Genomic DNA, 25,590 nt, shown 5'->3' on the forward strand with positions numbered 1-25,590 from the left:
ATGACGCGGCTTGAGACGGCCGCGAGGCTGATCGGCGAAGCGGGGTCTTTCGAAGCCTCCCCCTTGGGTGGGGGAGATTTGTCCGAGATATGGCAGCTCCGTTTTGATGATGAGCGCTCGGTTGTGGTCAAGCTGGGTGCGCACTCGCCGGTTGAGGCGGGCATGCTTGAGGCTCTTCGGCAATCAGGCGCGCGAACACCGCAGGTGCTGGCGGTGCAGGCAGATCTGCTCGTTCTGGAATATGTGACGCCCCGCAGGCTCGACGAGGAGGGCTGGCGGGTGCTCGGGCGAAGCCTGGCGCGTCTGCATCAGGCCCCACAGCCGCCCCGTTATGGCTGGGATCAGGATTACGCTTTCGGTCCGATGGCGCTGCGCAACGGCTGGACCGCCGATTGGCGCCTGTTCTGGGCAGAGCATCGCCTGCGTTCATGTCTGGATTTCCTGCCAAGGGAACTGGCTGCGCGTGTGAACCATCTTGCGGGTACGCTCGACCGTTTCCTGCCCCAGACACCCCGTCCCGCCCTGCTGCATGGTGACCTTTGGGGGGGGAACGTCCTCATTTCTTCTGCATCCTCTGGACAGGAGGAGGCCGTCCTGATCGATCCGGCCTGTGTCATCGGAGATGCGAGTGCCGATTTCGCCATGCTGACCCTGTTTTCGGCGCCTCCTGCGGGGTTCTGGCAGAGTTACGGCCCCCTCCCTGAGGGATATGAGCGCGCCATTGGCGTGTATCGCCTGTTCCCGGCGTTGGTGCATTACCGGCTCTTCGGAACGTCTTATCTCGGTATGGTCACAGCCCTTCTGGATGCGCTTGAACTCTAGGCAAGGCCCGCGATCAGGCCCGCCTCGGCACCGCGCCTTCATCGGCTGCGGTGCTGGACGTGTCAAAAGAGCGCCGCATTCACCCTGGCATGAGAAGGGTAGGTACATCCGGCGCCCAGCCGATGGCGCGTGCGGCCAGCAGGGCGGCGCTTGCGGCGGTCAACTCCGGCTCGCGCACGACATCGAACGCCCGAGAAGAAAAGCGTCGCTTGATGGCGATCCAGCCTGGCGCACGGGACCAGCCTCCCGAAACATACAAGGATGACGGCGTATCCCGCAAAGCCGCGAGACGCTCCACCGCCTGATTGCCGATGCGTGCCAGGGCGCCCGTGACCGCCGAGGCGCGCGAAAGCGGGGAGTTTGGGAGAGAGGGCGCATAGGCGGGCGCGTATCCGCCATGACCTCCTGGCGTGAAATAGGTCTCATCGAGACAGGAATCGGGCGTGAGGGCGCCCGAGAAAAGTGCCTTGATCGCGTTGCCTGTGGCTTCATCCTCAGAAGCCCAGGCGAGGTTGCGCGCCAGTTCCTCGACACGCATGACCGTTGCTCCCTGGGACAGAATGCCCGGTGCAAGATCGAAGGCGCTGATTTCAGTCGCTGGATATTCTGGCATCTGCATGGCCACGACCTCTGCCGTGCCCATCGAATCCAGAATGGCGTTAGCGTTGATCTGGGTGATTCCCCAGCCTCCGACGGGGTGATCATGTCCCCCTGCCACCACCACCGCCTCTGCCGCAAAGGGGGAAGAGACGCCGGGTGCCGGGTGCCGGACGGGACCGACGACACTCCCCGTGGGCAGGACGGGGGGGAGCCATGCCACATTGCCCAAGGTCAAAGCCACACGGTCATCCGCCCAGCGGCGTGTTCTGGGCAGAAAGGCAGCGCTCCGGGCGGCGATCGTATCGCTGATGAATGGCCTGCCGCTCCAGTAACATGCGGCGTAATCCGTGACGGACAGCCAGTGCCTTGCCCGTTCATGGCCGGGTTGCTGCCGGGCCCAGTACCAGCCCGTCAGGGTGCGAAACGGATCGGCGACGATGCCTGCCGCGTCACAGGGGGGGAGGCGCGACGCGAAGCGCTTGAATAATGCGTGACGCTGGGTATCGAACCAGGGCAAAGCCGGGGTGAGCGGGGCAAGCGACGGATCAACCAGCATGCCATCCTCACCGATACCTGCCGAGGCGATGGCGGCGATGCGATAATCAGTCCCGCAAATCTGCCCGAGCAGGGATGTTGCCTCCGTCACGAGAATGCGCGCATCGATCATTCTGTCGGCCGTGCGCCGGGGCGTTGGCAGGCAGGCCCGCCCGATGATTCTTCCCTCTCGCGTGATGGCCAGGGCCTTGAGATTGGTGCTGCCGATATCGAGACCGGCAGCCACATGTTCGATTCCCATGACGATCTCTCCGCCCCTTTCGGGCCGATCATGCGGTTGAGCTGTAATCAGTCGTTGAAGGTGACCGACTGCGCGAGCGTGTTCAACTGGTCCAGGAGCCGGGTCGCGGTCTTTTGGTCACGCTGCCAGATATTGCGCCCAACGATAACGCCACGTGCCCCGGCGCGAATGGTCTGGCCTACGGCGTCCAGTGTGTCTTCGGGGGTGCCGGCCAGCGGACCGCCTGCGATCACGAGCGGAACCTGCAATTCCTCGACAAGGCGCTTGGTGCGGGCCTCTCCAGGGAAAGCGATCTTGACCACGTGTGCGCCCAGATCATAGGCGATGCGAGCGATCTTCTCTTCCTCGATGATCACTTCCTCGGTGCGGGGCGCGCCAATCAGGACGGGCTCGAGCACGAGAGGAATATCCCAGCGATCGCAGGCGGAAATGACCTTCCCGGCCCGATGGCAAAGCGCGACGCGCTCCTTGTTCGACATGTTCCACGGGAAGAGCATCTTGACCGCGTCTACCCCCAGGCGCACGGCGTCTTCGACGGAGGTGATCAGGTCATGCGCTCCGCCGCCATCGAGCTGGCGGTAATCGTAATAGGTGTCGATGGTGAGCACGCGGGTCAGCTCGGGATGCGCGGCGAAGAATGCCTCTGTCTGTCGTACCTGGCCCGGCGTCAGCATGAAGCCCGTGACACCCAGCCCGGCCCATCGTGCAAAAGGCGATGAGGGGGTTTCGAGCCCTTCGATCCTGTCAAAGATCAGGCCATGATCGACAGGCATGATGATGGCGGCGCGGTGGCTCGGAAGAGTGCGGCGCAAACGATAGGTCATGGACATGAAACGGGTTCCTGGACTGGACGATACGGGTTCATTCGGGCCGCCTCTACAGAAGCCCGATGAATTGTACGGTCTGTACGTACAGGTCGAAAGAAGCGCGTCTTTCCCGTGATGGTCAACCGGCAAAATCGGCTCGCACCGGTGTTCGAGTACACCGGTGCGGGCAGAGGTCTTTGAAAATGCAGCAGTTTGGGCACTTTTCACAAAGTGCTGATCATCCGTACTGTCCGTACAGGATGGTCTGCATCGAGAACGCTGTTATGTAGGCGTCAAGGTAGGAGCTGCGATTGCGCTTCAGCGCGCGTATCCCGATCGTCCGTGGCATTCTTCGAGCACGGGCATTGGGATATCACGCTGTCTGCCGGATAGGTTCACTCAGGATAAACGCCATGCGTGCTTTGGTATTTGACGGCAGAACGAGCGGTTACGAGGGCGGAATGCGCCTCGAAAATCGGGAGAGCCCCGTTGCGGGGCCGGGCGAGGTGCTGATCGCGCCGGAACTGGTCGGGATCTGCGGAACAGACCTCCATCTTCTCGATGGGGAATATCCTCTTGGGCGTTTCCCCCGCATCGCAGGTCATGAATTCTCCGGGCGTGTTCTGGCCATTGGCCCCGGTGTGACGCGCTTCGCAATTGGGGCACGGGTTTGCGTGGATCCGAATATTGCGTGTGGCACGTGCTCCATGTGTCGCGAGGGCGCTTTCAATCTCTGCTCCAATCTCGTGCCTGTTGGGGTCACGATCGATGGCGGGTTTGCCGAGGCTGTGGCGGTGCCTGAAAAAATCGTCCACTTGCTTCCCCAATCGCTCGATGCTCAGGCGGCGGCGTTGATCGAGCCCCTTGCCTGCGTGCTCCATGCTTTTGAGCGGGCTCCCACCCTGCAAGACGCCTCCGTCCTGGTTTATGGGGCGGGAAGTATCGGCCTCCTTGCGATCGCCCTGGCCCGCCATCAGGGAGCGGCGCGCATCGAGGTGATCGAGCCCAGCGCCACACGCCGTGCGGCGGCACTCGAGTTGGGCGCTGAAGTCGCTTTTGCTCCTGGCGAGCGGGAGAACCGGCGCGACGTGCGTTTTGTTATCGAAGCGAGCGGCCATCCTGCTGCGGTGGCCGATGCGCTTGACCGCCTCGCCCCCCGGGGTGTGCTGATACAGATGGGTGTTTGCGCTCCCGAGGCGCAGATTGTTCTCACGCCTTTCGACCTGTTCGATCGTGAACTCAGTCTCATCGGCTCTCAATCGCTTTCAGGAGCCTATGGTCGGGCGATCGAGGTCATGACGATGCTTGCGCCTGCGTTGCAGGGGCTTGTCAGTCATGTATTCGCCCTTGACGAGGCGCGAGAGGCTTTTGCCACGGCCCGTTCCGAAATGGCCCGCAAGGTCCTGATACGCTGCAATCCCTCTCCCTGAGGAGCAGATGAAAAGGGAGGGCCCGAGAATCGCGCCTGACCTGCATTGAGGATTTTCCGTGCTAACATGCGGGGTCGAGACGCTGACGAGAGAGACCGGAACTCCCCGCATGACCACATCCCTGCCGGACGGCACGATCGATCGCCTGTCGACGACGCCTTACTATGCCCAACTCTCCTCCTATCTCGAGACGCTCATCGCTTCCGGCCAATACGCGACAGGCGCGCGCCTTCCGAGCGAGCATGAGCTGTGCACGCGGTTCGAACTGTCCCGGGCGACGGTGAGGCAGGCGCTTCAGACACTCGAGACGCGCGGTCTGATTCAGCGTATCTCCGGGCGCGGCGCTTTCGTATGCGCAATCGAGGCGCCGCAGGGCTGGATGATCCAGGGGGATAAGGGGTTTCTTGAAACCGTCTTGAGTCATGGCCGCCACGATGTCAGCACGGCGGTATTGAAGGCAGGAGAGACGATCCTGCCCGAATGCGCCTGCACTGCGCTCGAGCTCGCCCAGGAAAGCGCAGGATACGAACTTGTGCGCCTTCGCGCGCTGCGCGATGTGCCCGCGCTCTACAGCATCAATTACAGCCCTCCTGCGCTTATTCCGGTGCTTGCTTCAGGTCGGGAGGTTCTCGAGGGACGCTCTTCGCTGAGCAGCCTGCTGGCGCGGTCGGGCTATCCACTCCAAGGGGCCCATCGGTCGATCATGGCGGTCGCTGCACCGCGTGAGATTGCACACGCGCTCGATATACGTCGTGCGGCACCGCTTTTGCGCGTGCGCTCAGTCTCCTGGCGGCCTGATGGTACGCGCTTCGACATGTACGAGGCCTGGGTCAGGAGCGATCTGATCCCGCTCGAAGTCGATGTGAATGCGCTCTGATCCCTGCCCGGGAGGCGGCGTTCGGGCAGGCAGGGGAGTGGCGCAAACCAAGAAGTGAAAAGGGCGTCCCCAGGCGCCGGAAAGGGAAGCAGGCTTTGCATCCCCCCTTTCTGACGTTTCAGAGCGCTTTCGCCATCGCCTCGAATAAGACTGCAATCGCCTCGGCGCCTGGATCGGGGATATCGGCGAGTTGTTCGGCCGGGATATAGGAGGCGCGCCCAGCCCGCGCCGTCATTTGCCGTGTGGCATCGGCACCGGCCCGTGCGGCTTCAGCAGCATCGCCAAGCGATTTGCCGGCTTCCAGCGCCGAAATGGCGGGCAGCAGCGCGTCGAGCATCGTGCGATCGCCCGGTTTGGCTCCGCCATAGGCCTGCATCTGCGCCGCCCCCTTCTGTAACCCACTGCGCCAGTCGGTTTCTCGCCCCGCTGTGGTGGCGAGAATCGAGAGCAGTACACCACTCGAGCCACCGCTATGCCGCGCCAGCAACCGGCCCAGCGTTGCGAGAACCTTCTGCGGCGCAGCAAGGGGGAGGGAATTGAGAGATTTGAGGATTTGTCTGCCGGATTCGGCGAAGGTCGAGCCGGCATCGCCATCCCCGCATTTTGCATCGAGCGCGTTCAGGGCGGATTCGTGGCTCAGCAGGGCTTCGGCACCCGTCGTGATCAGCTTGCGTAGCAGCGGGGCATCAGAGGGCGCGTCGATAAAGGTTTCAGGCAGTTCAGGCGAGGGCAGGGTGGCGACGGGTGCATAACGCGCCATACCCGGCCAGGCCCTTGGACCGACCTCAACTGCCAGCGCGTCCACAAACGCCGTTTCAGCGGGCAGGGCGGTGAGGGAGAAGCCATTCATGTCCAGCGCCGTCATGAGCGGAGCCGGGCCGATGATCCAGGCGGTACGTTCAGCCAGAGCGGTACGGGAGAAACCGTCCAGCAACGCGAGGGCCTCGATAGGGGGGACGCTACCGAGCATGTTGAGCAGGATGATGAATTTGCCTTCTTTCGGCAGGCTGGCCTCGAGTTTGTCGGCGGTACGGGCCATCAGCCTGTCGAGGCTGTCCATGGGAATGCGCTCGACGCCGGGTTCCCCATGAATGCCAAGGCCCAGCTCGGCCTCGTTCTCGCCCAGTCTCGGGGGCTGGTCCGGGGTGAACACGTTGCAATCGCTCAGAGCCAGTCCGATGGAACTGAGCCCGCTTGCGACCTTGCGGGCGAGCGCGGCGACCGCGTCAAGCGACTGTCCGGATTCCGCGGCGGCACCGGCGATCTTGTGGACGAGCACCGTTCCGGCAATGCCACGCGCCCTGTCCGTGCGCCCCAGAGCGATGTCATCGCCCACGATCACCAGCTCGACCTTGAGCCCGAGGGCCTTTGCCTGCTCGGCTGCGATCCCGAAATTGAGGCGATCGCCCGTATAGTTCTTCACGATGAGCAGGCAGCCCGCATCGCCCGTGACGGCGCGTATGGCAGCCAGAATGGCATCCACGCCGGGCGAGGCGAAAACCTGACCACATATGGCTCCGGTGAGCATGGCCCGGCCGACGAATCCGGCATGGGCCGGCTCGTGGCCCGATCCGCCGCCCGAGAGCACGGCAACGCGATCCTTGTTCCAATGCCGGCGCAGAATGACGTGGATATCCTCTGCGCCATCGAGCCGGCAGAGATCGGCGCCGCTGGAGGAGCGAAGCAGGCCCTCCAGCCCCTCCGTCACAATCGTTTCGCGCTTGTTGAAGAACCGCTTCATTCTCTTCTCCACCACGGTATCAGAGGCTTCCTGGCCTCGAAGATCGTTCAGGTGGAGGAGCGTAAGAGGGGATTGGGATCAGGAATATGACATATCGATGTGATGAAAGACACATTGATGTGACATCTGACTACCAGACCGTGTGAAGCCGCCTTGATGCGGCCAAGCGGGGCTGCCTGTGGTGTTGGGCGACTTGACATCATTCCCCGGGTGCTCTGGATTTCAGCCTGGCGACCTCTGCCGCCCCGATCATGTAAACGATTGGCAGAGGCCGAGGAATTCGTTACGATTATACAAGAAATTTCGTCAACTGGGTCAGGATTACAGAGTTTTGGACATTCCATCCAAGTCGCATCATCATCCGCCTCCGCAAGTGGATGAGGGCTACCACAAGGATCTGGGCCGCCGTCAGGTCCAGATGATCGCCATCGGTGGCGCGATCGGCACGGGACTTTTTCTCGGAGCCGGAACACGTTTGCAACAGGCGGGTCCGTCTCTTGCCATCGATTACCTGGTCTGCGGCATCTTCTGCTTCCTGATCCTGCGCGCGCTGGGCGAGCTGGTCATGTATCGTCCGAGTGCCGGCAGCTTCGTGTCCTATGCACGTGAGTTTCTGGGCGAAAAGGCGGCCTATGCCGCCGGGTGGCTGTCCTTCCTGAACTGGGCCATGACAGGCATCGTCGATATCACCGCTGTTGCGCTGTACATGCATTTCTGGGGCACCTTCGATCACGTTCCGCAATGGGTGTTCGCTCTTGTGGCCCTCGGGATCGTGGGCACCATGAACATGATCGGGGTGCGCTATTTCGGCGAACTCGAATTCTGGTTCTCGCTGATCAAGGTCGTGGCCCTTGCCCTGTTCCTCATCTTCGGATGCGTGGTTCTGGGTCTGAAGATGCCGGTAGCCGGGCAGGTGCCTGGCTTCCATCTGATTTCCGAAAACGGGGGTATCTTTCCCCACGGGATCATGCCGGCGCTGTTCCTGATGCAGGGTGTCGTCTTCGCTTATTCAGCGATCGAGTTGGTCGGCACTGCGGCTGGCGAGTGCGCCAATCCGCGCGAGATCATTCCCCGGGCGATCAACAGCGTGATCTACCGTATCGGCCTGTTTTATGTGGGCTCGGTCATCCTGCTGGTCTGCCTGTTGCCCTGGAACGCGTATCACAAGGGGGTCAGCCCTTTCGTCACCTTCTTTCAGGCTCTCGGCGTCCCTCACGTGGATACGGTGATGAATATCGTCGTGCTTACCGCCGCTCTGTCGAGCCTCAATTCGGGCCTGTATTCGACCGGACGCATTCTTCGCGCACTTGCCTTGGGTGGTTCAGCCCCACGCGCTCTGGCCAAGATGAACCGACAGTCGGTGCCCTATGTCGGCATTCTGACCACTGTTGCGGTCTATCTGATCGGCGTGGGACTGAACTACCTTATTCCGGCACGTGTGTTCGAGATCGTGCTCAACGTGGCGGCGCTGGGGATCATCAGTACCTGGAGCTTCATCCTGATCTGCCAGATACGCCTGCGCAAGCTGGTCAATACGGGTGAGGTCGAGAGCGCCGGGTTCCGTATGCCCGGCGCACCCTATACGGCCTGGCTGACCCTCGGCTTTTTGGGCTTTGTGGTGGTCATGATGGGGCTGGATTACCCGGAAGGGACCTACACGGTCATGGCCATACCGCTCATTGCGGCGGTGCTCGCCGGTGGGTGGGGTCTGATTGCCCTGGCTCGGCGTCAAGCCTGAAGCAAGGGGCCGACGCCCCTCTTGCTGAAGGGGCGATTTGAGTTCGAGAATGCGCTTGAGGGAAGTTTTCCCCTCGGGATATGCCCGCGGTGTCGTTGTAGGGACACCGCGACACGACTGGCTTCTTTCTAGGAGCCTCGGCGGTACCGCTCTGAGCGAGCCGCCGATCTTTCATCCCGTAGCTGTAACGCATGATCGCTCTGGGCGCGGGCTGCCCGCCGCGACATTCGTGCCGTGTGACGAGCCGCTTTCCGGCATGAGCGTCCCGGGTTTCAGGCCTCTGCAGCCGGGGCGGGATTTCCTGGGTTCTGGCCTTCCCACTTCGCGACGACGGCCGTCGCAAGAGAATTCCCGACGACATTGGTCGCGGAGCGCCCCATATCGAGGAATGTATCGATCCCGAGAATCAGCAGGACGCCCTCTTCCGGGAGCTTGAACTGGCTGAGTGTTGCCGCAATCACGACCAGGGACGCGCGTGGAATGCCGGCCACTCCCTTGCTCGTCAGCATCAGCGTCAGGAGCATGACGATCTGCGTGCTCCAGGGCAGGCTGATATCATAGGCCTGGGCGATGAAGATGCTCGCGAAGGTGCAATACATCATCGTGCCGTCGAGATTGAAGGAATAGCCCAGGGGCAGAACGAAGGACGAAATCCGTCGCGAGATGGGGAAACGCGAGAGCTGATCGAGCATCAGCGGATAGGCGGCTTCTGAACTCGCGGTGGAGAAGGCGAGCAGGAAGGGTTCGCGCATGAGCCCGATCAGGCGTCGGGCCGGGCGCCCCAGTATCAGGAAGGCGGCAGCAATCAGGGCGCACCAGAGCAGCGCCATGGCGATGTAGAACTCACCCATGAACTTGCCGTAATTGATGAGCACGCCGAGCCCGTTGGTCGTGATGGTGGCGGCCATGGCGCAGAACACGGCGACCGGTGCCAGCATCATGACATAGCCCGTGACCTTCAGGATGATCTGGGAGAGGCTTTCGGTCCATTCCATGATGACCCGTGACTTCTCGGGCATCGAGGCGCAGGCCACGCCGAAAAAGACCGAAAACACGACGATCTGGAGGATCTCGTTATCGGTCATGGCCCGGAAGACGGAATCTGGCACGATATGCTTGACGAAGCTGTCGAGCGACATGCCATCGGTTGCCAGCGGCGAGGTCGCGACACCGTGGAGGCGATGCATGCCGACCCCTGGGCCGAAGAGATTGACCAGAATCATGCCCAGCGTGAGCGAAAAGAGCGAAGCGCCAACGAACCAGATCATCGCCTTGGCACCCACGCGCCCGACCGTTGCAGCGTCGGACATATGGCCGATGCCCACGACGAGAGTCGAGAACACGAGCGGGGCGATGATCATCTTGATAAGGCGCAGGAAGACCGTGGAGCCGATCGACATATAATGGGCGAAATGCTGCTGTTGCACAGTATCCGCGATCAACGCATGGGCGGAGCCCCCCACGAATATGCCGAGCAGCATCGCGATGACGATGATGGTGGTCATGCTCAGACGCTTCATCCTGTGGCCTCCCTGCGTGTCAGATGGGGCTGGTCTAGGCCAGAATCGGTCCGGACACCAAATGACCAGTCATGGGCGGGCGATATCGGTCACGCCGGGGAACTCTGCTCAGGCAAACCCTGACGCGTTCCAGGAAGCGTGGTCGCGCCTCTCTTGCTGGGGCGGTGTGGGTGACGGGGAAAACGGACGCAAGTGACGTCGCTAAGCGCCGTTGAGAGGCAAGACGACGCCTTGCCAGTGCGGCCTCCTCCCTCATTCCTGCGTTGTGGGAACGGGTAATCTCGGTCATATGCTTGATCAGGCAAGGCCGCTTGGGTCGGCTCAAACGGAGGGACGGCTGCGGTGATACAGAATACGCTGGCAGTGATCGTGGGACTGATCATGGGTCTCTTCACCCTCATCGTCTCCGTGATCGCGTTTATCGAGGAGACTGCGCGCAGGGTGCTGGCCTCACTCGGGGTGCCGCATCAGATACAGACCGCGCTGCTCGCGCTTTTACTTCTCTTGCTCGTTATTACGGCGTTTCGTCTGTTCGGTAAGCTTTTCGGTATTCTGATCGCGCTTGTTCTGCTCGCGCTTTTGCTTCACGCGATTTTCGTGCCCGAAATCCAGACTGTCGCGCTCTGAAAACTATTCGTCCCCTGTCGGGGAGTATAAACATTGGTAATGATGGTGTCCGCGGCGGGATTCGAACCCACGGCCCCAGGATTCATACCACTTCGACTTTCGCCGCCGATGCTGCGCGACCGGGGTCATCGCAGATCGTTCGTGGTCTGGACTGTCTCTTCACCATGGCCCGGCAGAACCGGACGACAGGCGCTGCCCGTACAGTCTCTACACCTCCACCGCCCTGACAGGGCGGTGTTTGGCTCGGGATTGGCACGGCGCAAGGCCAGAGCTTTCCCCGAATTTGAGCAGATCCACCATAACGTTTCCGTGTATGGCGCCCAATTTTAGGAATCCTGTGCTCTATCCTGCTGAGCTACGCGGACAACCATAAGCATTCTACGGGCAGCGGGTCGGCCAGGCAAGCGCCGAGCCTTCAACTTTTTCTGTTCCCGGTGATCGGTTGCAATACTTCAAACACATCTTATTATAACTTTGTTTAGTAAGTCTCAAAGCCGATAGGCAGAGGGCAGAAACTTTTGCCCCGCATTTTGGGAAGGATGATTTACTGTGTTTCTTCCCCAAAAGGTTGTAGCCGATACCCACGCTCCTGTTATCGCAGGTTTCACGATCAACAACGTGCGATACCTAATCAGAGAAAACGTTTCGTAAAAATAAGCGACAGGGAATGTGATATAAGGTGCTGAGAAGAGAAAGCGTAAAGTAATGTTCGATCTTGCCCTCCGAGGTGTTGCAAAAACCGACTCTACCCTGCTGCGTCTGCGCCTTATCGGGCGCATGGAAGCGACGACGCTGACAGGTGAAAGCGTTCTTCCCGTTGGCGGGAAGACGAAGGGTCTGCTTGCCATTTTGGCACTCTCCGATCGCAAGCCTGTAGCGCGTTCCCATCTGGCAGAACTATTGTGGAGCCGGCGCCCGGATGATCTCGCGAGAGCCTCGCTGCGTCAGGAGATTCATCGTCTTCTCGATGCGCTGAGCCCGCTCGGTGTGGATGTGATCGACGTGCAGCGTCATACGCTCGCGCTCAAGCCTGCCCTGACCTCGGTCGATGTGGAACGTATCCTCAATGGTGGCAAGTCTATCCTGCGCGAGCTCCCTCCTCCGAGTGAAGTCCTGCTTGGCGAACTCAATGGGATCGATCCAGCATTCAATGAGTGGATCGAGGGGCAGAGAACGCGCCTGAACCGGCATATCTACCAGCTTTTCGAGAGCGCGCTGCGGACACAGGTCGATCCGGATGCCATTCTCGAGACGGCTGATCATCTCCTGCTGCGTGACGGATTGAATGAGGCAGCGTGGCGCGCCCGTATCCAGGCCTGGGTGACCAAGGGTGAGTATGCTCAGGCTGCGGCGCTTGGCGATCAGGTTGTGCAGCTGTTTCAGGATCAGCTTGGCACCGTTCCCGGCCCTGCGACCATGGGGCTGGTGCGGGGTCTGCAGGAACGCATCGCCTTCGATGCCTATGCCAAGACTCACCATGGCGGCGTCTCCGAAGCCGATCCCGCTCTGGTGCATGCGGATATCCATGTCGAAAGCTCGGGTCTTTTCGGCGGCAATGGCAGTGAGGCCGGGTTCCTCTCACCTGCGCCCATGCCGCGCACGCTTGGCTCCATCGCTGTATCGCCACTCAAGGCTACGGGGGGTGATCATGCAGAGGGGCTCGCCGCAGAGCTGACGGAGCGCCTCGAGGTCAAGCTCGTCGGGCTGCAAACCTTCACGGTCGTGCCTTTTCCAGCCACGCCCCAAGGCGAAACCGGCCCGCTTCTGGGCAATACCCATAATCCCGGGACCGACTATGTCATCTCTGGGCTGGTACGGTCCAATTGCGAGCATGACGAGCTTTCCGAAGGTTATGTGATCATACGTCTGCTGAGCCTGCGTCAGGAGGGAAGCGTCGTCTGGGCTGACCGTTTCGAATTGCCGCGTGACACGCGTGCGCAGCGCGCCCTGCTTTTCTATGTCATGAAGTCGCTTCAGTGGTCGCTCTTCATGTCCGAGGGACAGCGCATGATGTCGCGTCCCATCGCGGAGCTTTCGGCGTTCCAGATGGCCATTCGGGCCTTGACGCTGTTGCTGCGCTGCGACGTCACGCTCGGGTCGGAACTCGAAGATCTGGTCGAGCGTGCCTATCAGCTCGATCAGGAATCGGTTTTTGTCCTGTATGTCCGCTCGTTGATCCGTTTTTTCCTGTATCTCGATGACTGGTCGGGCAATGCGCAGGAAGACATGGAGGATATAGCGGCGTCTGCCGGCTACGTGGCGGTACAGTTGCGCGCCAACCCGCTGGGTGTCTGGTTGTCGATGCTGACGCGTACCTTCACCCCAGGACAGTTGGACGAGGCAAGAGCCCTCACGGCGGAATATACCGGTGCCGGAGGTGTTTTCCCGGCTATCGCGATTTCGCCGTCTATCCACGCGCTCAAGGCCATCCAGGCCCTGCTGTCGGACAACAAGGCTGTCGCGCTGGACGAAATTCAGCAATTCCGGGCATTGCGCGCTTCGCAGCCTCTGGCCGTTCTCTCGGAGCCCTTCAGCATTTTCGTGCTCAAGGCGTCGGGGAACTCCGAAGAGGCGCGCCAGGCTGGTGCCGCTTTCGTCAGCCTCTATCCACGCAGTGCCGCCGGGGTGCTCTATTACCTCGTCGCCCTGGCGGGGCAGGGCGTGAGCGAGGAGGCCGAGCGCGTCAAGCGTCATCTGCTGCGTCTCGTGCCGGATGTGACGATCTCTGGCATCATGGCGCGCCATGCCTTCCTGCCCGACACCATGCAGGCCTGGTTGCGCGAACTGCTTGAGCGGGTCAGTCTCCCCAACGGATAAATCATTGCCCCGCTTGGCGTGATCGGGCGGGCGCGATATGAACTGTTGTTGAAGCCGGGCGCGGGTACCGCGATCGGGGATTTCGACACGCGGCCAGTGCCAGTCTAATAGGGACAACATGACACCTCGTTTGCAGCCGATCGCCCCTCTCAACGCGCCCGTAAAGGCGACGTCACTCAAGGGACGGTTTCTTCCCGTTCTGCCGCTCTGCGCGCTGATGGCGCTGAGCGCTTGTGGCGGTGGGCGCGATCCAGACAGCCTGACCCAGCCCCGCAACCATCTGCTCGGCGTTGATCGCGGCGCCACCGGTGGCGACGACCAGCTTCAGGGCGGGGTCAACGCCTATCTGTGGCGCGGTGCGATCGATACGCTCAGCTTCATGCCTTTTGCCTCGGCCGATGCAAGCGGTGGTGTGATTCTGACTGACTGGTATCAGCCACCCGCCAGCACGAATGAGCGTTTCAAGATCGCGGCCTACATCCTTGATCGTCGCCTGCGTTCGGACGCGCTGCGCGTTTCGGTATTCCGTCAGGAAAAGCAGGGGGGTGAATGGGTGGATACCCCGGTTGCCAATAACACGACCTCGGATATCACGACGCGCATCCTAGCCCGCGCACGCCAGCTTCGTGCCGATAACGGCAATCGGGACTGATTTTCCCGCACTGAAGACCACGTGACGCGAACAGACGACAGAAGATCATGACGGAACAAGAAACACTCGGCTACGATTTCGCCAAGGCTGAGCCCGAATGGCAGGCAAAATGGGACGCTGTGCGCGCTTTTGCCGCAGACGACCATCCTGCCGCCGAAAAGCCGAAATATTACGTGCTCGAGATGTTTCCGTATCCGTCGGGTCAGCTCCATATGGGCCATGTGCGCAATTATGCGCTTGGTGATGTTGTGGCGCGGTACAAGCGCGCGCGCGGTTTCTCGGTTCTGCATCCCATGGGCTGGGATGCGTTTGGTCTCCCTGCTGAAAACGCGGCGCGTGAGCGCGGGGTGCATCCGGGGCAGTGGACACTCGACAACATCGCTGCCATGCGCGGCACCTTGCAGCGTCTGGGCTTCTCGCTCGATTGGGAGCGCGAAATCGCGACCTGTCTGCCGGAATATTACGGCCATCAGCAGAAGCTGTTCCTCGATATGTGGCGCAAGGGTCTCGTCGAGCGACGCGAATCCTCGGTCAACTGGGATCCGGTGGACAACACCGTTCTGGCGAATGAGCAGGTGGTCGATGGCCGTGGCTGGCGCTCCGGCGCGCTGATCGAAAAGAAGCGCCTGTCCCAGTGGTTCCTCAAGATCACCGATTTTGCGGCGCCCCTGCTCGGGGGGCTGGACAAGCTTGATCGCTGGCCGGCGCGCGTACGCGTGATGCAGGAGCGCTGGATCGGTCGTTCCGAGGGCGCACGGGTGCGTTTTGCTCTTCATGCGCCGCCGGAAGGATTCGATGTCGATCTGGATTCGGTCGAGGTCTTCACAACGCGTCCCGATACGCTGTTCGGTATGAGCTTCGTGGCGATTGCGGCCGATCACCCCCTTGCTGCCAAGGTCGGGCAGGGGAACGAGGCGGTACGCCGTTTCATCGAGGAATGCCAGCGTCTCGGCACGTCCGAGGAAGCGATCGAGGCCGCTGAAAAGCGCGGGATCGATACGGGATTGCGTGTCAGCAATCCCTTTGCCCCCGACGAAACCGTGCCGGTCTGGATCGCGAATTTCGTGCTGATGGAATACGGTACGGGCGCCGTTTTCGGCTGCCCCTGCGGTGACCAGCGTGACCTGGATTTCGCGCACAAATACGCTCTGCCGGTGCGTCCGGTCATTCTGCCGACCGGCGCGCAGCGGGCGGAATTCACGATTGGCAAGACCGCCGTCACGGGCGACGGCACGCTCATCAATTCCGGCTTCCTTGATGGGCTGGATATCGTAGAAGGCAAGCGCAAGGCGATCGAGCGCCTCGAGGGTATGGGGATCGGCCGGAGCGTCGTGAACTGGCGCCTGCGTGACTGGGGTATCTCCCGTCAGCGTTACTGGGGCTGCCCGATCCCGGTCATTCACTGTGATAGTTGCGGTGCCGTTCCGGTGCCGGATGACCAGCTTCCGCTCAAGCTGCCCGAGGACGTGACATTTGATCGTCCCGGCAACCCGCTCGATCATCACCCGAGCTGGAAGCATGTGGATTGCCCGCAATGCGGCGCCAAGGCACGTCGCGAAACCGATACTTTCGATACGTTTGTCGATAGCTCCTGGTATTTCGCGCGCTTTACCGCGCCTCATGCCGCCACCCCTACCGATCCGATTGCGGCCAATAGCTGGCTGCCTGTCGACCAGTATATCGGCGGTATCGAACACGCGATCCTGCATCTGCTCTACGCGCGGTTCTTCACCCGGGCCATGCATGAAACCGGTCACCTGAATGTGGACGAGCCTTTTGCCGGGCTCTTCACCCAGGGCATGATCACCCATGAAAGCTACCGCGACGAGAACGGCTGGCTTGCGCCGGAAGACGTCATGCGTTCGGGCGAGGGCTATGTGCGCCGCGATAATGGCCAGCCGGTTCAGCAGGGCCGTCTGGAGAAAATGTCCAAATCGAAGCGCAACACGGTTTCCCCCACCGCGATCATCGAGCGTTTCGGGGCAGATACGGCGCGCTGGTTCGTCCTTTCCGACAGCCCGCCGGAACGTGACATGGAATGGACGGAAGCGGGTGTGGCTGCCTCAGCCCGTTTCGGCCAGCGTCTCTACCGTCTGGTTCAGTCCGTTGCCGCACAGGTGCCGTCGGATGTTGCCTTTGCCGAGGGCGGGCGTAGCCTGCGTCAGGCTACGCATCGCACCATTCGCGCCGTGACCGAGGCTCTGGAGGGCTTCACGCCCAACGTGGCCGTGGCGCGTCTTCACGAACTGAGTGCGGCCCTTTCGGAGGCCGAGAAATCGAGCGAGGCAGGAATTGGCGCGGCACGACGCGAAGCCGCCCTCGCCCTTTCCCTGCTCGTGGCGCCCATGATGCCGCATCTGGCGGAAGAGATGGTGGCAATGCTCGATCCAGAGGGCGCGATGGTTGTCGAACGCGCCTGGCCGGAGGCACTGGAAGAATTCCTGACGCGAGACAGCGTGACGCTGGGTGTGCAGATCATGGGCAAGCTGCGCGGCACGATCGAGGTTCCTCCCGACGCGCCCTCAGACATGGTGTTGCCCTTGGCCGAAGCAGAGCCGAACGTCGCGCGCATGCTCGAGGGCAAGCGTATCGTCAAGCGCATCCATGTGCCCAACCGTATCGTCAATTTCGTTGTGGCAGGCTGAATCCATGCGTCGTCTCGTCCTGCTCGTCTGCCTGACCCTGAGCGGTTGCGGGTTTCAACCGCTCTACGGAAGCAGGAGCGAGGAGGGCGCGCGCGTCAATCGCGAGATGCAGCGTATCTATGTGGCAAACATGTCCGAGCGGACGGGGCAGCAATTGCGCCTGGCGCTACAGGAGCAGTTGGGTGCGGGCAGCACCAAGGCCCCTGATGGATATACGCTCAATGTCAGCTTCGGCATCAATGCCTCGGCAATCGACATCCATAGCGACAATACCTCGGGGCGCATTCGTGAAATCGGCAATGCGCATTGGAGGCTCTACACGGTCGAGGCCTCCCCGAAATTCCTGGCAGAGGGCGATGCCACGCTTCTCGATGGCGCGAATGCAACCTTCGAGCAATATCTTGCCTCCACGCTCAATGACGAGACCATCCATGCGCGTCTGGCTGAGGGGTTGGCGGGGATCATACGTCAGCAGATCGCAGTCTGGTTCCGCTCCCAGATCAAGCCTTCGCGCAACAATGCCGATGATGTGCCATCGTATTTCGATCCCAACGCCATGCCGACGCGTAATGGCCAGCCCTACCAGAAGGCCGGACCGGACGGATTCCCCGCTGCCGCAACGGGTCGTACCGACCTCAACAGCACGGATGAATAACGCCGTATGAAGATCGATGCCCGCTCGACCGCGCGCACCCTGGCCGAGATCGGCAAGTGGCGCGGGGTCCTGCTCTATGGCGATGATCTCGGTCTGATACGCGAACGCGCAGCGCACTGCGTGCGCCTCGTGGCAGAGTCTCTGGACGATCCATTCCGTGTTGCCGTGCTGGATCAGGAGCAGCATGGGCGTGTTGAGGAAGAGGTCGGCGCGCTTTCCCTCATCGGCGGTCGACGGGCGGTCTGGGTGCGTGACGCCCAGGATGGGGTGCTGCCAAGGGTGACGGCAGCCCTGGGCATCGATAGCGATACATTGCTGGTGATCGAGGCACCTGGCCTGGCGTCCCGCGCCAAGCTGCGCGCGGCACTCGATTCCAATCCGAAGATCGCCTCGATCGGGTGCTACCCGGAAGAGGGGCGTACCCTCATTGCCTCGCTGACCGAGCTTTTTCGTGAAGCGGGAATCGCCATAGATCGGGACGCATTGTTCTGGCTCTCTTCGGTGCTTGGGGCTGATCGTGCGGCTGTGCGTAGCGAGGTCGATAAACTGGTCCTCTATGCGGGTGAGAGCGGCAAGCTCACCCTTGATGAGTGTCAGGAATGCATCGGGGATTCGGCAAATGCCACGCTCGATGACGCGACATCTGCGGCCCTGGCGGGTGAGCGCGCTATCGCCGATATTGCATTGGAACGTGCTCTGGCCGATGGCCTGTCGCCCATTGCGCTGGCCCGGGCGTGTTTGTCGCTCATGACGCGCTTGATGCGCGTGCTGGACTGGATGGATGAGGGGCGATCCAGGCAGGAGGCAATGAAGATGCTCAAGCCTCCGGTCTTCTTCAAGAAGCAGGAGAGCTTCAGCAAGGCGATCGAGCGCTGGGATCGCGCGGGATTGAGTCGCGCCTGCGAGGCGGTTCAGGGGTTCGAACTGGCCTGCAAACAGACAGGGTCGCCCGATCTGGCGCTCTCGCGGCGCCTTGTCGCACAGCTCTGCCTCGGGCCCCGGTCATTCCAGCGTTGAAATCACGCTGCAACTCTGCCACGCCGTTATAGGTGATTTCGGACGAGCGGGGAGATGACACGATCAGCTGTAACGTGAAGGCGCTGTCGAGCGCCCGTGCAGGCTCTGCATGCAAAGCACATGGCTCGTGAGCGTGCGGAGCCTCTGGGGGATGCTTCTGCGTCGTCGCGATGCGCTTGGCGCGTGCTGCACGCTCGGCCTGATGATCCTGGCGGCGCTCGCTGCACCGCTCTATGCCCGAGCGGTCGGTGTCGACCCTATGGAATCAAACCTCGCGGGAGTGGTCGTGCGTGATGGGGTAAGCCAGGACGTGATGCAGCCTAACGATAACCCGCTGCATCTCGGCCTCTCGCCCATAGGCCCCTCCTGGCGCTGGGGTGCTTATGCCCTGGGGGCGGATTCACAGGGACGCGATATTGCCGCCAGGCTGCTCTATGGTGCGCGTAGCTCCCTGTTGATTGCATTCTCGGCGGCCTGCCTGTCGCTCCTCGCTGCAACGGCCTGTGGGCTCCTTGCGGGATATTGCGGCGGCTGGGTCGATCTCGTGATTTCGCGTCTGCTGGATATTCTCTGGGCGGTACCGGTCTATCTCTTTGCCATCAGTCTGAGCGTGGTCACAATCGGCCATGATCTCGCCCTGGGTCCGTTTCACCTAAGAGCCGACTCTCTGTTACTGCCCATTCTCATCATCGCCCTCATCTACGTGCCTTACGCGGCGCGTCCGATCCGCGCACGGACCAAAAGCCTGTCCAGCGCGGGCTTCGTACTGGCCGCACGCGGGCTGGGGGCATCATCGCTACGTATCGTCCTCCGTGAGATCCTCCCTCTTCTGGCGGAAACCGTGCTGGTACTGGCCCCTCTGATCATGGCGCTCTGCCTGCTTGCGGAATCCGCCTTGTCCTTTCTCAGCCTCGGCGTTCAGGCGCCAGCCGCTTCATGGGGAAGTCTGATCCATGATGGCGAAGGACTGATCTATAGTCGTCCCGTAGTTGCCATCGCGCCAGGACTGGCGATCATCGTCACCGTGTTATGCCTCAATACGCTGGGCGATGCGGCGCAGGCGGAGCTCAGGGCTAAGGGACAGAGATGAGCGGCTTTCTCTCCCGTCTCGGTCAGATGGTGCTCGTCCTGTTCGGTATCTCGGTACTCGTTTTTGCAGTGTTTTTCGCAACGCCGGGATCAGACCCCTCCGCCCGCATCGCAGGGCGCGGGGCGAGCCCAGAAGTGGTGGCGCGCGTGCGTCATGCCTATGGGTTCGATCGCGCTTTGCCCGTGCGTTACCTGACGATGATGGACCATCTCTTCATTTCGCGAAACCTGACCTCCTACGTCAATCACGGCCAGAACGTGGTGAGCGAGGTTTTCGATGCTGCTCCCGTTACGCTGTCGCTCGTGCTATTCGCAGCGCTATTCTGGCTGGCAGGCGCCCTGGTTTTCGGGCTGATCGGCGCTGCCTGGCAAGGCAGCGCGCTGGATCGGCTGATTGGCGGGCTGGCTTTGGTCGGGCTGTCGATGCCGGTTTTCTGGCTGGGTGAGATGGTGAATCTTGTGAGCCAGAGCCGGTTTCATGAAACCTGGCTTTTTCGCTGGGTGCCGCCCCTGGGCTACGTGCCCTTCGCCACCAGCCCTATCGCTTGGGCAAAAGGCCTGATTCTGCCCGCCATGACGCTCTCAGTAGCGTTTATCGGTCTATACAGTCGGGTGTTGCGTACCGATCTGTTGGTTGCCATGCAGGAGGAGTCCTTGCGCACGGCCCGCGCAAAGGGCGTGGGGCCGTGGCGGTTATGGTTTGTCCACGCGCTTCGCCTGTCAGGGTTGAGTGCGCTATCGCTTTTCGGGCTCGATTTTGCGCAGTTGCTCGGGGGCGGGGCCTTACTGACCGAGGTCGTTTTTGCGCTGCCGGGGGTAGGCCATCTGACCTATCAGGGGCTGAGTACGCTCGATCTGCCACTGATCATGGCCACCGTGCTCTATGCGGCCTTTTTCGTAGTCATTGCCAATGCCCTGATCGACGGTTTGTATCGGGTGCTCGACCCTCGTATCGTTCGAAGTCCGCATGACCGGTAAGACCCTCTTGTCCCTGCACGATCTGCGCCTTGATCATCCAAGGGCGGGAATACTGCTCGACGGTGTTTCACTCACCCTGGAACGCGGTCAGATTCTGGGGGTGGTCGGAGAATCCGGCTCGGGCAAGAGTTTGACGGGTCTCAGCGTTCTGGGTCTGCAGCCAACGGGGAAACTGTCTGGCAGGATGATTTTCGACGGGCAGGATCTGACCCGGTTTGGCGAGGCTGAATGGCGTGGGTTCCGGGGCAAGCGAGCCGCCATGATCTTCCAGGACCCCATGACTGCTTTTCTCCCGGTGAGGCGTATCGGTCCACAGATCGAGGAGCAGATCCGGCTGCATATGACGATGTCTCGGCGCGCGGCACGGGCACGCGTCATCGCGCTGCTCGGACGAATGGGAGTCCCCTCTCCGGAACGCATGGCAGAGCGCTATCCGCATGAGTTATCGGGTGGGTTGAGGCAGCGCGCCATGATCGCCATGGCGCTCTCCTGCGATCCCGAATTGCTGATCGCGGATGAGCCGACGACGGCGCTGGACGTGACCGTTCAGGCGCAGATCCTCACCCTCCTGCGTGAGATCGGCGCGCGTGATGCCAGCGTCATGCTGATCACCCATGATATGGGCGTCGTGTCGCAAAGCTGTACCCACGTCGCAGTGCTCTATGCCGGGGTCGTGATCGAGACAGCTCCGGTGCAAAAGCTCCTGGCGACTCCGCTTCACCCCTACACACAGGCGTTGCTGCGCGCGATCCCACCTCTTGAGGGGCCAAGACCGGACCGTCTGCCGGTCATCGAGGGCGTCCCCCCTACGCCGAAGACGCGCCCTTCGGGCTGCGTCTTCGCTCCGCGCTGCGCCGCGGTCGAGTCACGATGCCAGACGAGGCCGGCGTTCAGGGAGCGGGGTGATCACAAGGTCGCCTGTGTGCTGTATCCATGAGACCCTTGCTGGAAGCCCGTGATCTGGTCAGAGCCTACTCCGTCAGCGGGGGCGGAAAATTGCGCGCTGTCGAGGGCGTCTCACTCACGCTCGCGCGGGGCGAGACGCTGGCTCTGGTGGGGGAGTCTGGCTGCGGCAAGTCCACGCTCGGGCGTCTCCTGATGGGGTTTGATCGCCCGGACAGGGGGCAGGTGGTCTTCGGGGGGCAGGACCTCGCGGCGCTTTCTGCGCGTGCCACACGTCAGATACGCAGCCGATTGCAGATGGTATTCCAGGATTCCGGCTCGGCCTTCAATCCGCGCTGGACCATTGGCCAAGCCCTGGCAGAGCCCTTCCGTATCCACAGGCGTCCGTGGTCACGCGAGAGCCTCGAGGCATTGCTGGATCGCGTGGGCCTTTCGGCAGCTTTTCACGACCGTTATCCTGCCGCCCTGTCTGGAGGTCAACGCCAGCGGCTGAACATTGCCCGCGCGATCGCGCTGTCACCAGAGTTGATCATCGCCGATGAGCCGGTTTCAGCGCTCGACGTGTCAGTGCAAGCGCAGATCATCAATCTGCTGCGCGATCTGCAGGCCGACCTCGATCTGGCCTGCCTGTTTATTTCGCACGATCTCGCGGTCGTCCGTCAGATCGCCGATCGCATGGCCGTCATGTATCTTGGTGGGATCGTAGAGGAGGGGGAAACGCTCTCTGTGCTGGCGACCCCATCTCATCCCTATACGCGCGCGCTGGTCGAAGCCGTGCCGCAACCCGGCAAGCCGCTCGGGGTGCCCTTGCAAGGCGATGTCCCAAGCCCGCTCTCCCCGCCATCGGGATGCCGCTTCCACACGCGTTGCCCGGTGGCGCGATCCCGATGCGCGACCGAGAGACCGTTCCTGGCGCCGTATCGGGATGGGCGCCATGTCGCCTGCCATTATCCGCTGACAGGCTAGATCATGCGGGCCCCGCACTCCACGCCAGGTTCTCGAGGCGGGGGGACTTTGTGACCCTTCCGATATCGGTCTCCTTACCTTCGACGGGACATCGGCAGGATTTTCCGAGAGGATTGGATCCGGGTGATATTGACCGGCTTCGCCAGAGCGCCTTCAATGAAGCGTTGCCTCGTCTCGCCTTGACCAGTGAGTTAGATGAGCGAGCCGCCATCGGCTTGATGCGCAAAGGCGTCGAATGCCCCAATTCTCACACCTAACACCCGGGACGCAGACCAGAAGCCATGCCTGATCCTTCCTCCGCTGCGGCAAAGCCGGGTTTTCCGAAAGAGGAATGGGTCCCGGGGCGAGCGTCCCTCGATACTCTGAATTCAGAAGTGCCCGGCAACAGCATACTGGAGGACCCCTCCCGGCTTCACGCGCGGTTGCAGCGCGACCTCTTCAACGTCAGACGTGATCACACGGTGCTCGAGGCACGCTTCGAGGCAGAGGTACAAAGCTCATCCTCGCGGATCCAGTCACTCGATTCTGCCCTTGCGCGTGCGCTGTCAGATCTGGACAGGGTGCACGGATCAGCAGGCTGGCGGGTCCTCGTGCAGGCCCGCCGCCTTACTGCTTTCATACCACCGACCTTGCGTAAGCTGATCAGACGCTCGGCCCGGCTGCTTTGGTGGATCGTGACGCTCAAATTGAGACGTCGCCTGAGCGAACTGCGTCAGGCACGCTCCACGCCACCGGGAATCCCTTGCATCTCCGCCCCGTTGGCGGGTCAGATTGCGGATTATGACCCGCATATTCTGAGCGAGGCCGTGCTGCGATTGGAGCGCTTTGCAGCGTTTGACCCAGCCGCTTATGGCGCCATGCATCGAGACAGCACCAGCACCGGTCTTTCTCCGTCGGCCCATGCATTTTGCTACGGAGCTCAAGAGGGACGGGCCCTGTTTACCCATGAAGCGATTGCCCGCGCGCTCGGCCTGTATTCTACGGCTCGGGAAGGCGAAGCAGCGCAGCCCGGTTTTCGTTCTCCCCTCACGGCAGGAAGCAGGGGGCACACGCTCGGCCTCTATCGTCACAGTGCCGGAGAGGAAGCAGTCACGATATTCGCCAAGAATCTGGCGGTCAAACTGAGGACGGCGGGCGCCGATATCCAGTTGCTGGATGAAACTTCAGATCTGAACGCGCGTCCCGAAGTAACTCTGGTCATCGCACCTCACGAATTCTTCTATGGGGAGGGAGGGCGGATCTGGCGACGCCAGGATGTTGTGACCGGGTCGTTCATGCTCAATACGGAGCCTCTCCAATCGCCCGGCTTCGCTCGCGCCGTTCCATTCCTGATGGCTGCGCGCGGAGTAATCGATGTCACGCCACAACTCACGGAAATGCTTGCCGATGCCGGTGTGCCCGCTTTGTCGCTCTCGTCGGGGCTTTCATACGATGCATCGCCTCTCACCCAGGAGGACCGGGATCACCCTCTGTTCAGGGTGCTTCCCAAGGCCGTAAAGAAGCAGCCGGATCCCGCCGCCATGTGGACGGATAGGGATGTTGCGGTGATGTTCAGTGGCGATCACACGCCCTATCGCGAGCGGGTACTGGCCGGTTATGCCCCACGCCTGGCCGAGTATGCGTGTTTCCTCCATTGTCGGCGTCTACCTGGATCGCCTTCTGGATCGCCTTTCGGGGCGCGTAGGCAGAAAACCCATCTTTCCCGGCTCTATACCCACGTGACGGGCCACTCGAAGATCCTGCTTGATATCCATGCGGACGAGTTCGGCAGCGCTGAATGGCATGGACTTGCTGAGCGCGCGGCCTGGACTGGCAGCGTCCTTGTTACAGAGGGGCGGCTCCCCCATGGTTTGCTCAGGGCAGGGGAGCACTATTTTAAGGAGACGCCACGCTATACCCCCGATCTCATCGACTGGTTGCTCAAGAGTGCTGATGGCCAGGAGACAGCACGGCGCGTATGCATGAATAACCAAGCGCTTCTCACAGCGCGCCCTGATCCGTTCTTTGCCGTAGACCCTCTTATGGGCATGCTATGGGGAAACAGGATCTGATGCTGCCCCGATCACGTTCCGTCCGGAGAGCCCCGTGAATAAATTGGCCGAAGTCGAGCGCGTCATCGAACGCCGAAGCGACCAGGACAGGGAAGGCATGCTGATTTGCGTGGCGGTCAGTCTTTTCAACTACGCGGAATTCCTGCCCGCCTGTCTCGATTCTGTCGCTGCGCAGAACTGGGATAGAATCGAGTTGATCATCGTTGACGATCGTTCGGAGCGGGATGACTCCGTCGCCGTCGCGCAGGAATGGATCGAGGCGCATGTCACGCGTTTCGAGCGGGTTCTGCTCCTGCGTCACAGGACAAATCAGGGATTGGCCCAGGCGCGAAACACTGCTTTCTCCCAGACGACGGCGGACCGGGTCTTCGTCATCGATGCGGATAACGTAATCTATCCACGATGCCTCTCACGCCTGTCAGAGGCGATGGACGAATCCGGATACGAAGCGTGCTACAGCCAGCTCGAATTTTTCGGGGATCAGCGTCAGATCGGCTATGCTGATCTGTGGTCTCCGGATTTCTTCGAGCGGGGCAATTATGTCGATGCCATGGCTTTGGTGTCTAAGGCTGCATGGGAACGCGTGCAGGGTTACAGCCATATCGAGGGTGGCTGGGAAGACTATGACTTCTGGTGCAAATTCGTCGAGCATGGGTTCGAGGGTGGCTTCGTCCCGGAGATACTGGGGCGCTATCGTGTTCATGGGCAATCCATGCTCAGGAGCGAAACGTCCTCACGCTATGGTGCGATTTACATCGAGATGAGTCAGCGACACCCATGGTTGCGTCTTGGGGCGCTGAGCTGACCGCGCCAGCCGTGATCCGATTTGTGGTCCCGGACTTGCAGACCCCCTCATAGGC

20 protein-coding genes are annotated in these 25,590 nt (G+C 61.5%); 16 read left to right on the forward strand and 4 right to left on the reverse strand.

Translation table 11 applies throughout. The features are described 5' to 3' along the window. Entirely contained in the window at window positions 1-822 is an 822-nt protein-coding gene (locus tag WFJ47_RS03205; protein WP_336760839.1) for a fructosamine kinase family protein, read from the forward strand. A 79-nt stretch (window positions 823-901) separates the two neighbouring features. Here the strand turns inward: WFJ47_RS03205 and WFJ47_RS03210 are convergent, their stop codons facing one another. Both WFJ47_RS03210 and WFJ47_RS03215 read right to left on the reverse strand, forming a co-directional pair. Continuing rightward, window positions 902-2,218: an FGGY family carbohydrate kinase gene (locus tag WFJ47_RS03210; protein ID WP_336760840.1), complete on the reverse strand. Its 1,317-nt coding sequence runs from the start codon at window positions 2,216-2,218 to the stop codon at window positions 902-904. A 47-nt stretch (window positions 2,219-2,265) separates the two neighbouring features. Continuing rightward, window positions 2,266-3,048, reverse strand: coding sequence for a hypothetical protein (locus WFJ47_RS03215; RefSeq protein ID WP_336760841.1), 783 nt, complete (start codon window positions 3,046-3,048; stop codon window positions 2,266-2,268). 389 nt (window positions 3,049-3,437) lie between these two features. Here WFJ47_RS03215 and WFJ47_RS03220 point away from each other — a divergent pair, with 389 nt between their 5' ends. Both WFJ47_RS03220 and WFJ47_RS03225 read left to right on the forward strand, forming a co-directional pair. After that, window positions 3,438-4,454: an alcohol dehydrogenase catalytic domain-containing protein gene (locus tag WFJ47_RS03220; RefSeq protein WP_336760842.1), complete on the forward strand. Its 1,017-nt coding sequence runs from the start codon at window positions 3,438-3,440 to the stop codon at window positions 4,452-4,454. A 109-nt stretch (window positions 4,455-4,563) separates the two neighbouring features. Then, window positions 4,564-5,331: a GntR family transcriptional regulator gene (locus tag WFJ47_RS03225; RefSeq protein WP_336760843.1), complete on the forward strand. Its 768-nt coding sequence runs from the start codon at window positions 4,564-4,566 to the stop codon at window positions 5,329-5,331. 118 nt (window positions 5,332-5,449) lie between these two features. On the opposite strand, the gene WFJ47_RS03230 is transcribed toward WFJ47_RS03225, so the two are convergent. Continuing rightward, window positions 5,450-7,072 carry a dihydroxyacetone kinase subunit DhaK gene (locus tag WFJ47_RS03230; RefSeq protein ID WP_336760844.1) on the reverse strand — a complete coding sequence of 541 codons (1,623 nt, stop codon included), beginning with the start codon at window positions 7,070-7,072 and terminating at the stop codon, window positions 5,450-5,452. A gap of 331 nt (window positions 7,073-7,403) precedes the next feature. On the opposite strand from WFJ47_RS03230, the gene WFJ47_RS03235 reads away from it, so the two are divergent. Continuing rightward, a complete protein-coding gene (locus tag WFJ47_RS03235) occupies window positions 7,404-8,810 on the forward strand; it encodes an amino acid permease (protein WP_233581929.1) in 1,407 nt (468 codons plus the stop codon). Between the two features lie 272 nt (window positions 8,811-9,082). Here the strand turns inward: WFJ47_RS03235 and WFJ47_RS03240 are convergent, their stop codons facing one another. Then, window positions 9,083-10,330, reverse strand: coding sequence for a dicarboxylate/amino acid:cation symporter (locus WFJ47_RS03240; RefSeq protein ID WP_127100510.1), 1,248 nt, complete (start codon window positions 10,328-10,330; stop codon window positions 9,083-9,085). Window positions 10,331-10,672: 342 nt separating this feature from the next. Between WFJ47_RS03240 and WFJ47_RS03245 the strand changes: the two genes are divergently transcribed. The 12 genes from WFJ47_RS03245 to WFJ47_RS03300 all read left to right on the forward strand — a co-directional run bounded on the left by WFJ47_RS03245 (window position 10,673) and on the right by WFJ47_RS03300 (window position 25,535). Continuing rightward, entirely contained in the window at window positions 10,673-10,957 is a 285-nt protein-coding gene (locus WFJ47_RS03245; protein WP_127100508.1) for a hypothetical protein, read from the forward strand. A gap of 705 nt (window positions 10,958-11,662) precedes the next feature. Beyond that, entirely contained in the window at window positions 11,663-13,774 is a 2,112-nt protein-coding gene (locus WFJ47_RS03250; RefSeq protein ID WP_127100504.1) for a hypothetical protein, read from the forward strand. Window positions 13,775-13,991: 217 nt separating this feature from the next. After that, window positions 13,992-14,426: a DUF3576 domain-containing protein gene (locus WFJ47_RS03255; protein WP_233581948.1), complete on the forward strand. Its 435-nt coding sequence runs from the start codon at window positions 13,992-13,994 to the stop codon at window positions 14,424-14,426. Window positions 14,427-14,473: 47 nt separating this feature from the next. After that, the gene (gene leuS, locus WFJ47_RS03260; RefSeq protein ID WP_336760848.1) at window positions 14,474-17,071 is read left to right on the forward strand and encodes a leucine--tRNA ligase; all 2,598 of its coding nucleotides are present in this window, start codon (window positions 14,474-14,476) and stop codon (window positions 17,069-17,071) included. A gap of 4 nt (window positions 17,072-17,075) precedes the next feature. Then, window positions 17,076-17,726, forward strand: a complete 651-nt coding sequence (locus WFJ47_RS03265) for a hypothetical protein (protein ID WP_336760849.1) — start codon at window positions 17,076-17,078, stop codon at window positions 17,724-17,726. A 6-nt stretch (window positions 17,727-17,732) separates the two neighbouring features. Beyond that, entirely contained in the window at window positions 17,733-18,743 is a 1,011-nt protein-coding gene (holA, locus tag WFJ47_RS03270; RefSeq protein WP_336760850.1) for a DNA polymerase III subunit delta, read from the forward strand. 109 nt (window positions 18,744-18,852) lie between these two features. Further along, window positions 18,853-19,833, forward strand: a complete 981-nt coding sequence (locus tag WFJ47_RS03275) for an ABC transporter permease (RefSeq protein ID WP_408868607.1) — start codon at window positions 18,853-18,855, stop codon at window positions 19,831-19,833. Further along, window positions 19,830-20,810, forward strand: a complete 981-nt coding sequence (locus tag WFJ47_RS03280) for an ABC transporter permease (protein ID WP_336760851.1) — start codon at window positions 19,830-19,832, stop codon at window positions 20,808-20,810. Before WFJ47_RS03275 ends, WFJ47_RS03280 begins: the two co-directional genes overlap by 4 nt. Further along, complete coding sequence (locus WFJ47_RS03285; RefSeq protein ID WP_127100490.1) at window positions 20,800-21,747, forward strand: ABC transporter ATP-binding protein; 948 nt, start codon at window positions 20,800-20,802, stop codon at window positions 21,745-21,747. The genes WFJ47_RS03280 and WFJ47_RS03285 overlap by 11 nt, the downstream gene beginning before the upstream one ends. Further along, window positions 21,744-22,679 carry an ABC transporter ATP-binding protein gene (locus WFJ47_RS03290; protein WP_127100488.1) on the forward strand — a complete coding sequence of 312 codons (936 nt, stop codon included), beginning with the start codon at window positions 21,744-21,746 and terminating at the stop codon, window positions 22,677-22,679. The genes WFJ47_RS03285 and WFJ47_RS03290 overlap by 4 nt, the downstream gene beginning before the upstream one ends. Window positions 22,680-22,960: 281 nt before the next feature. Then, entirely contained in the window at window positions 22,961-24,730 is a 1,770-nt protein-coding gene (locus tag WFJ47_RS03295; RefSeq protein ID WP_336760855.1) for a hypothetical protein, read from the forward strand. Between the two features lie 34 nt (window positions 24,731-24,764). After that, the gene (locus WFJ47_RS03300) at window positions 24,765-25,535 is read left to right on the forward strand and encodes a glycosyltransferase family 2 protein (protein ID WP_336760856.1); all 771 of its coding nucleotides are present in this window, start codon (window positions 24,765-24,767) and stop codon (window positions 25,533-25,535) included. The last annotated feature ends 55 nt before the right edge of the window (window positions 25,536-25,590 follow it).

The organism is Asaia sp. VD9 (assembly GCF_037150015.1).
Taxonomy (GTDB): Bacteria; Pseudomonadota; Alphaproteobacteria; order Acetobacterales; family Acetobacteraceae; genus Asaia.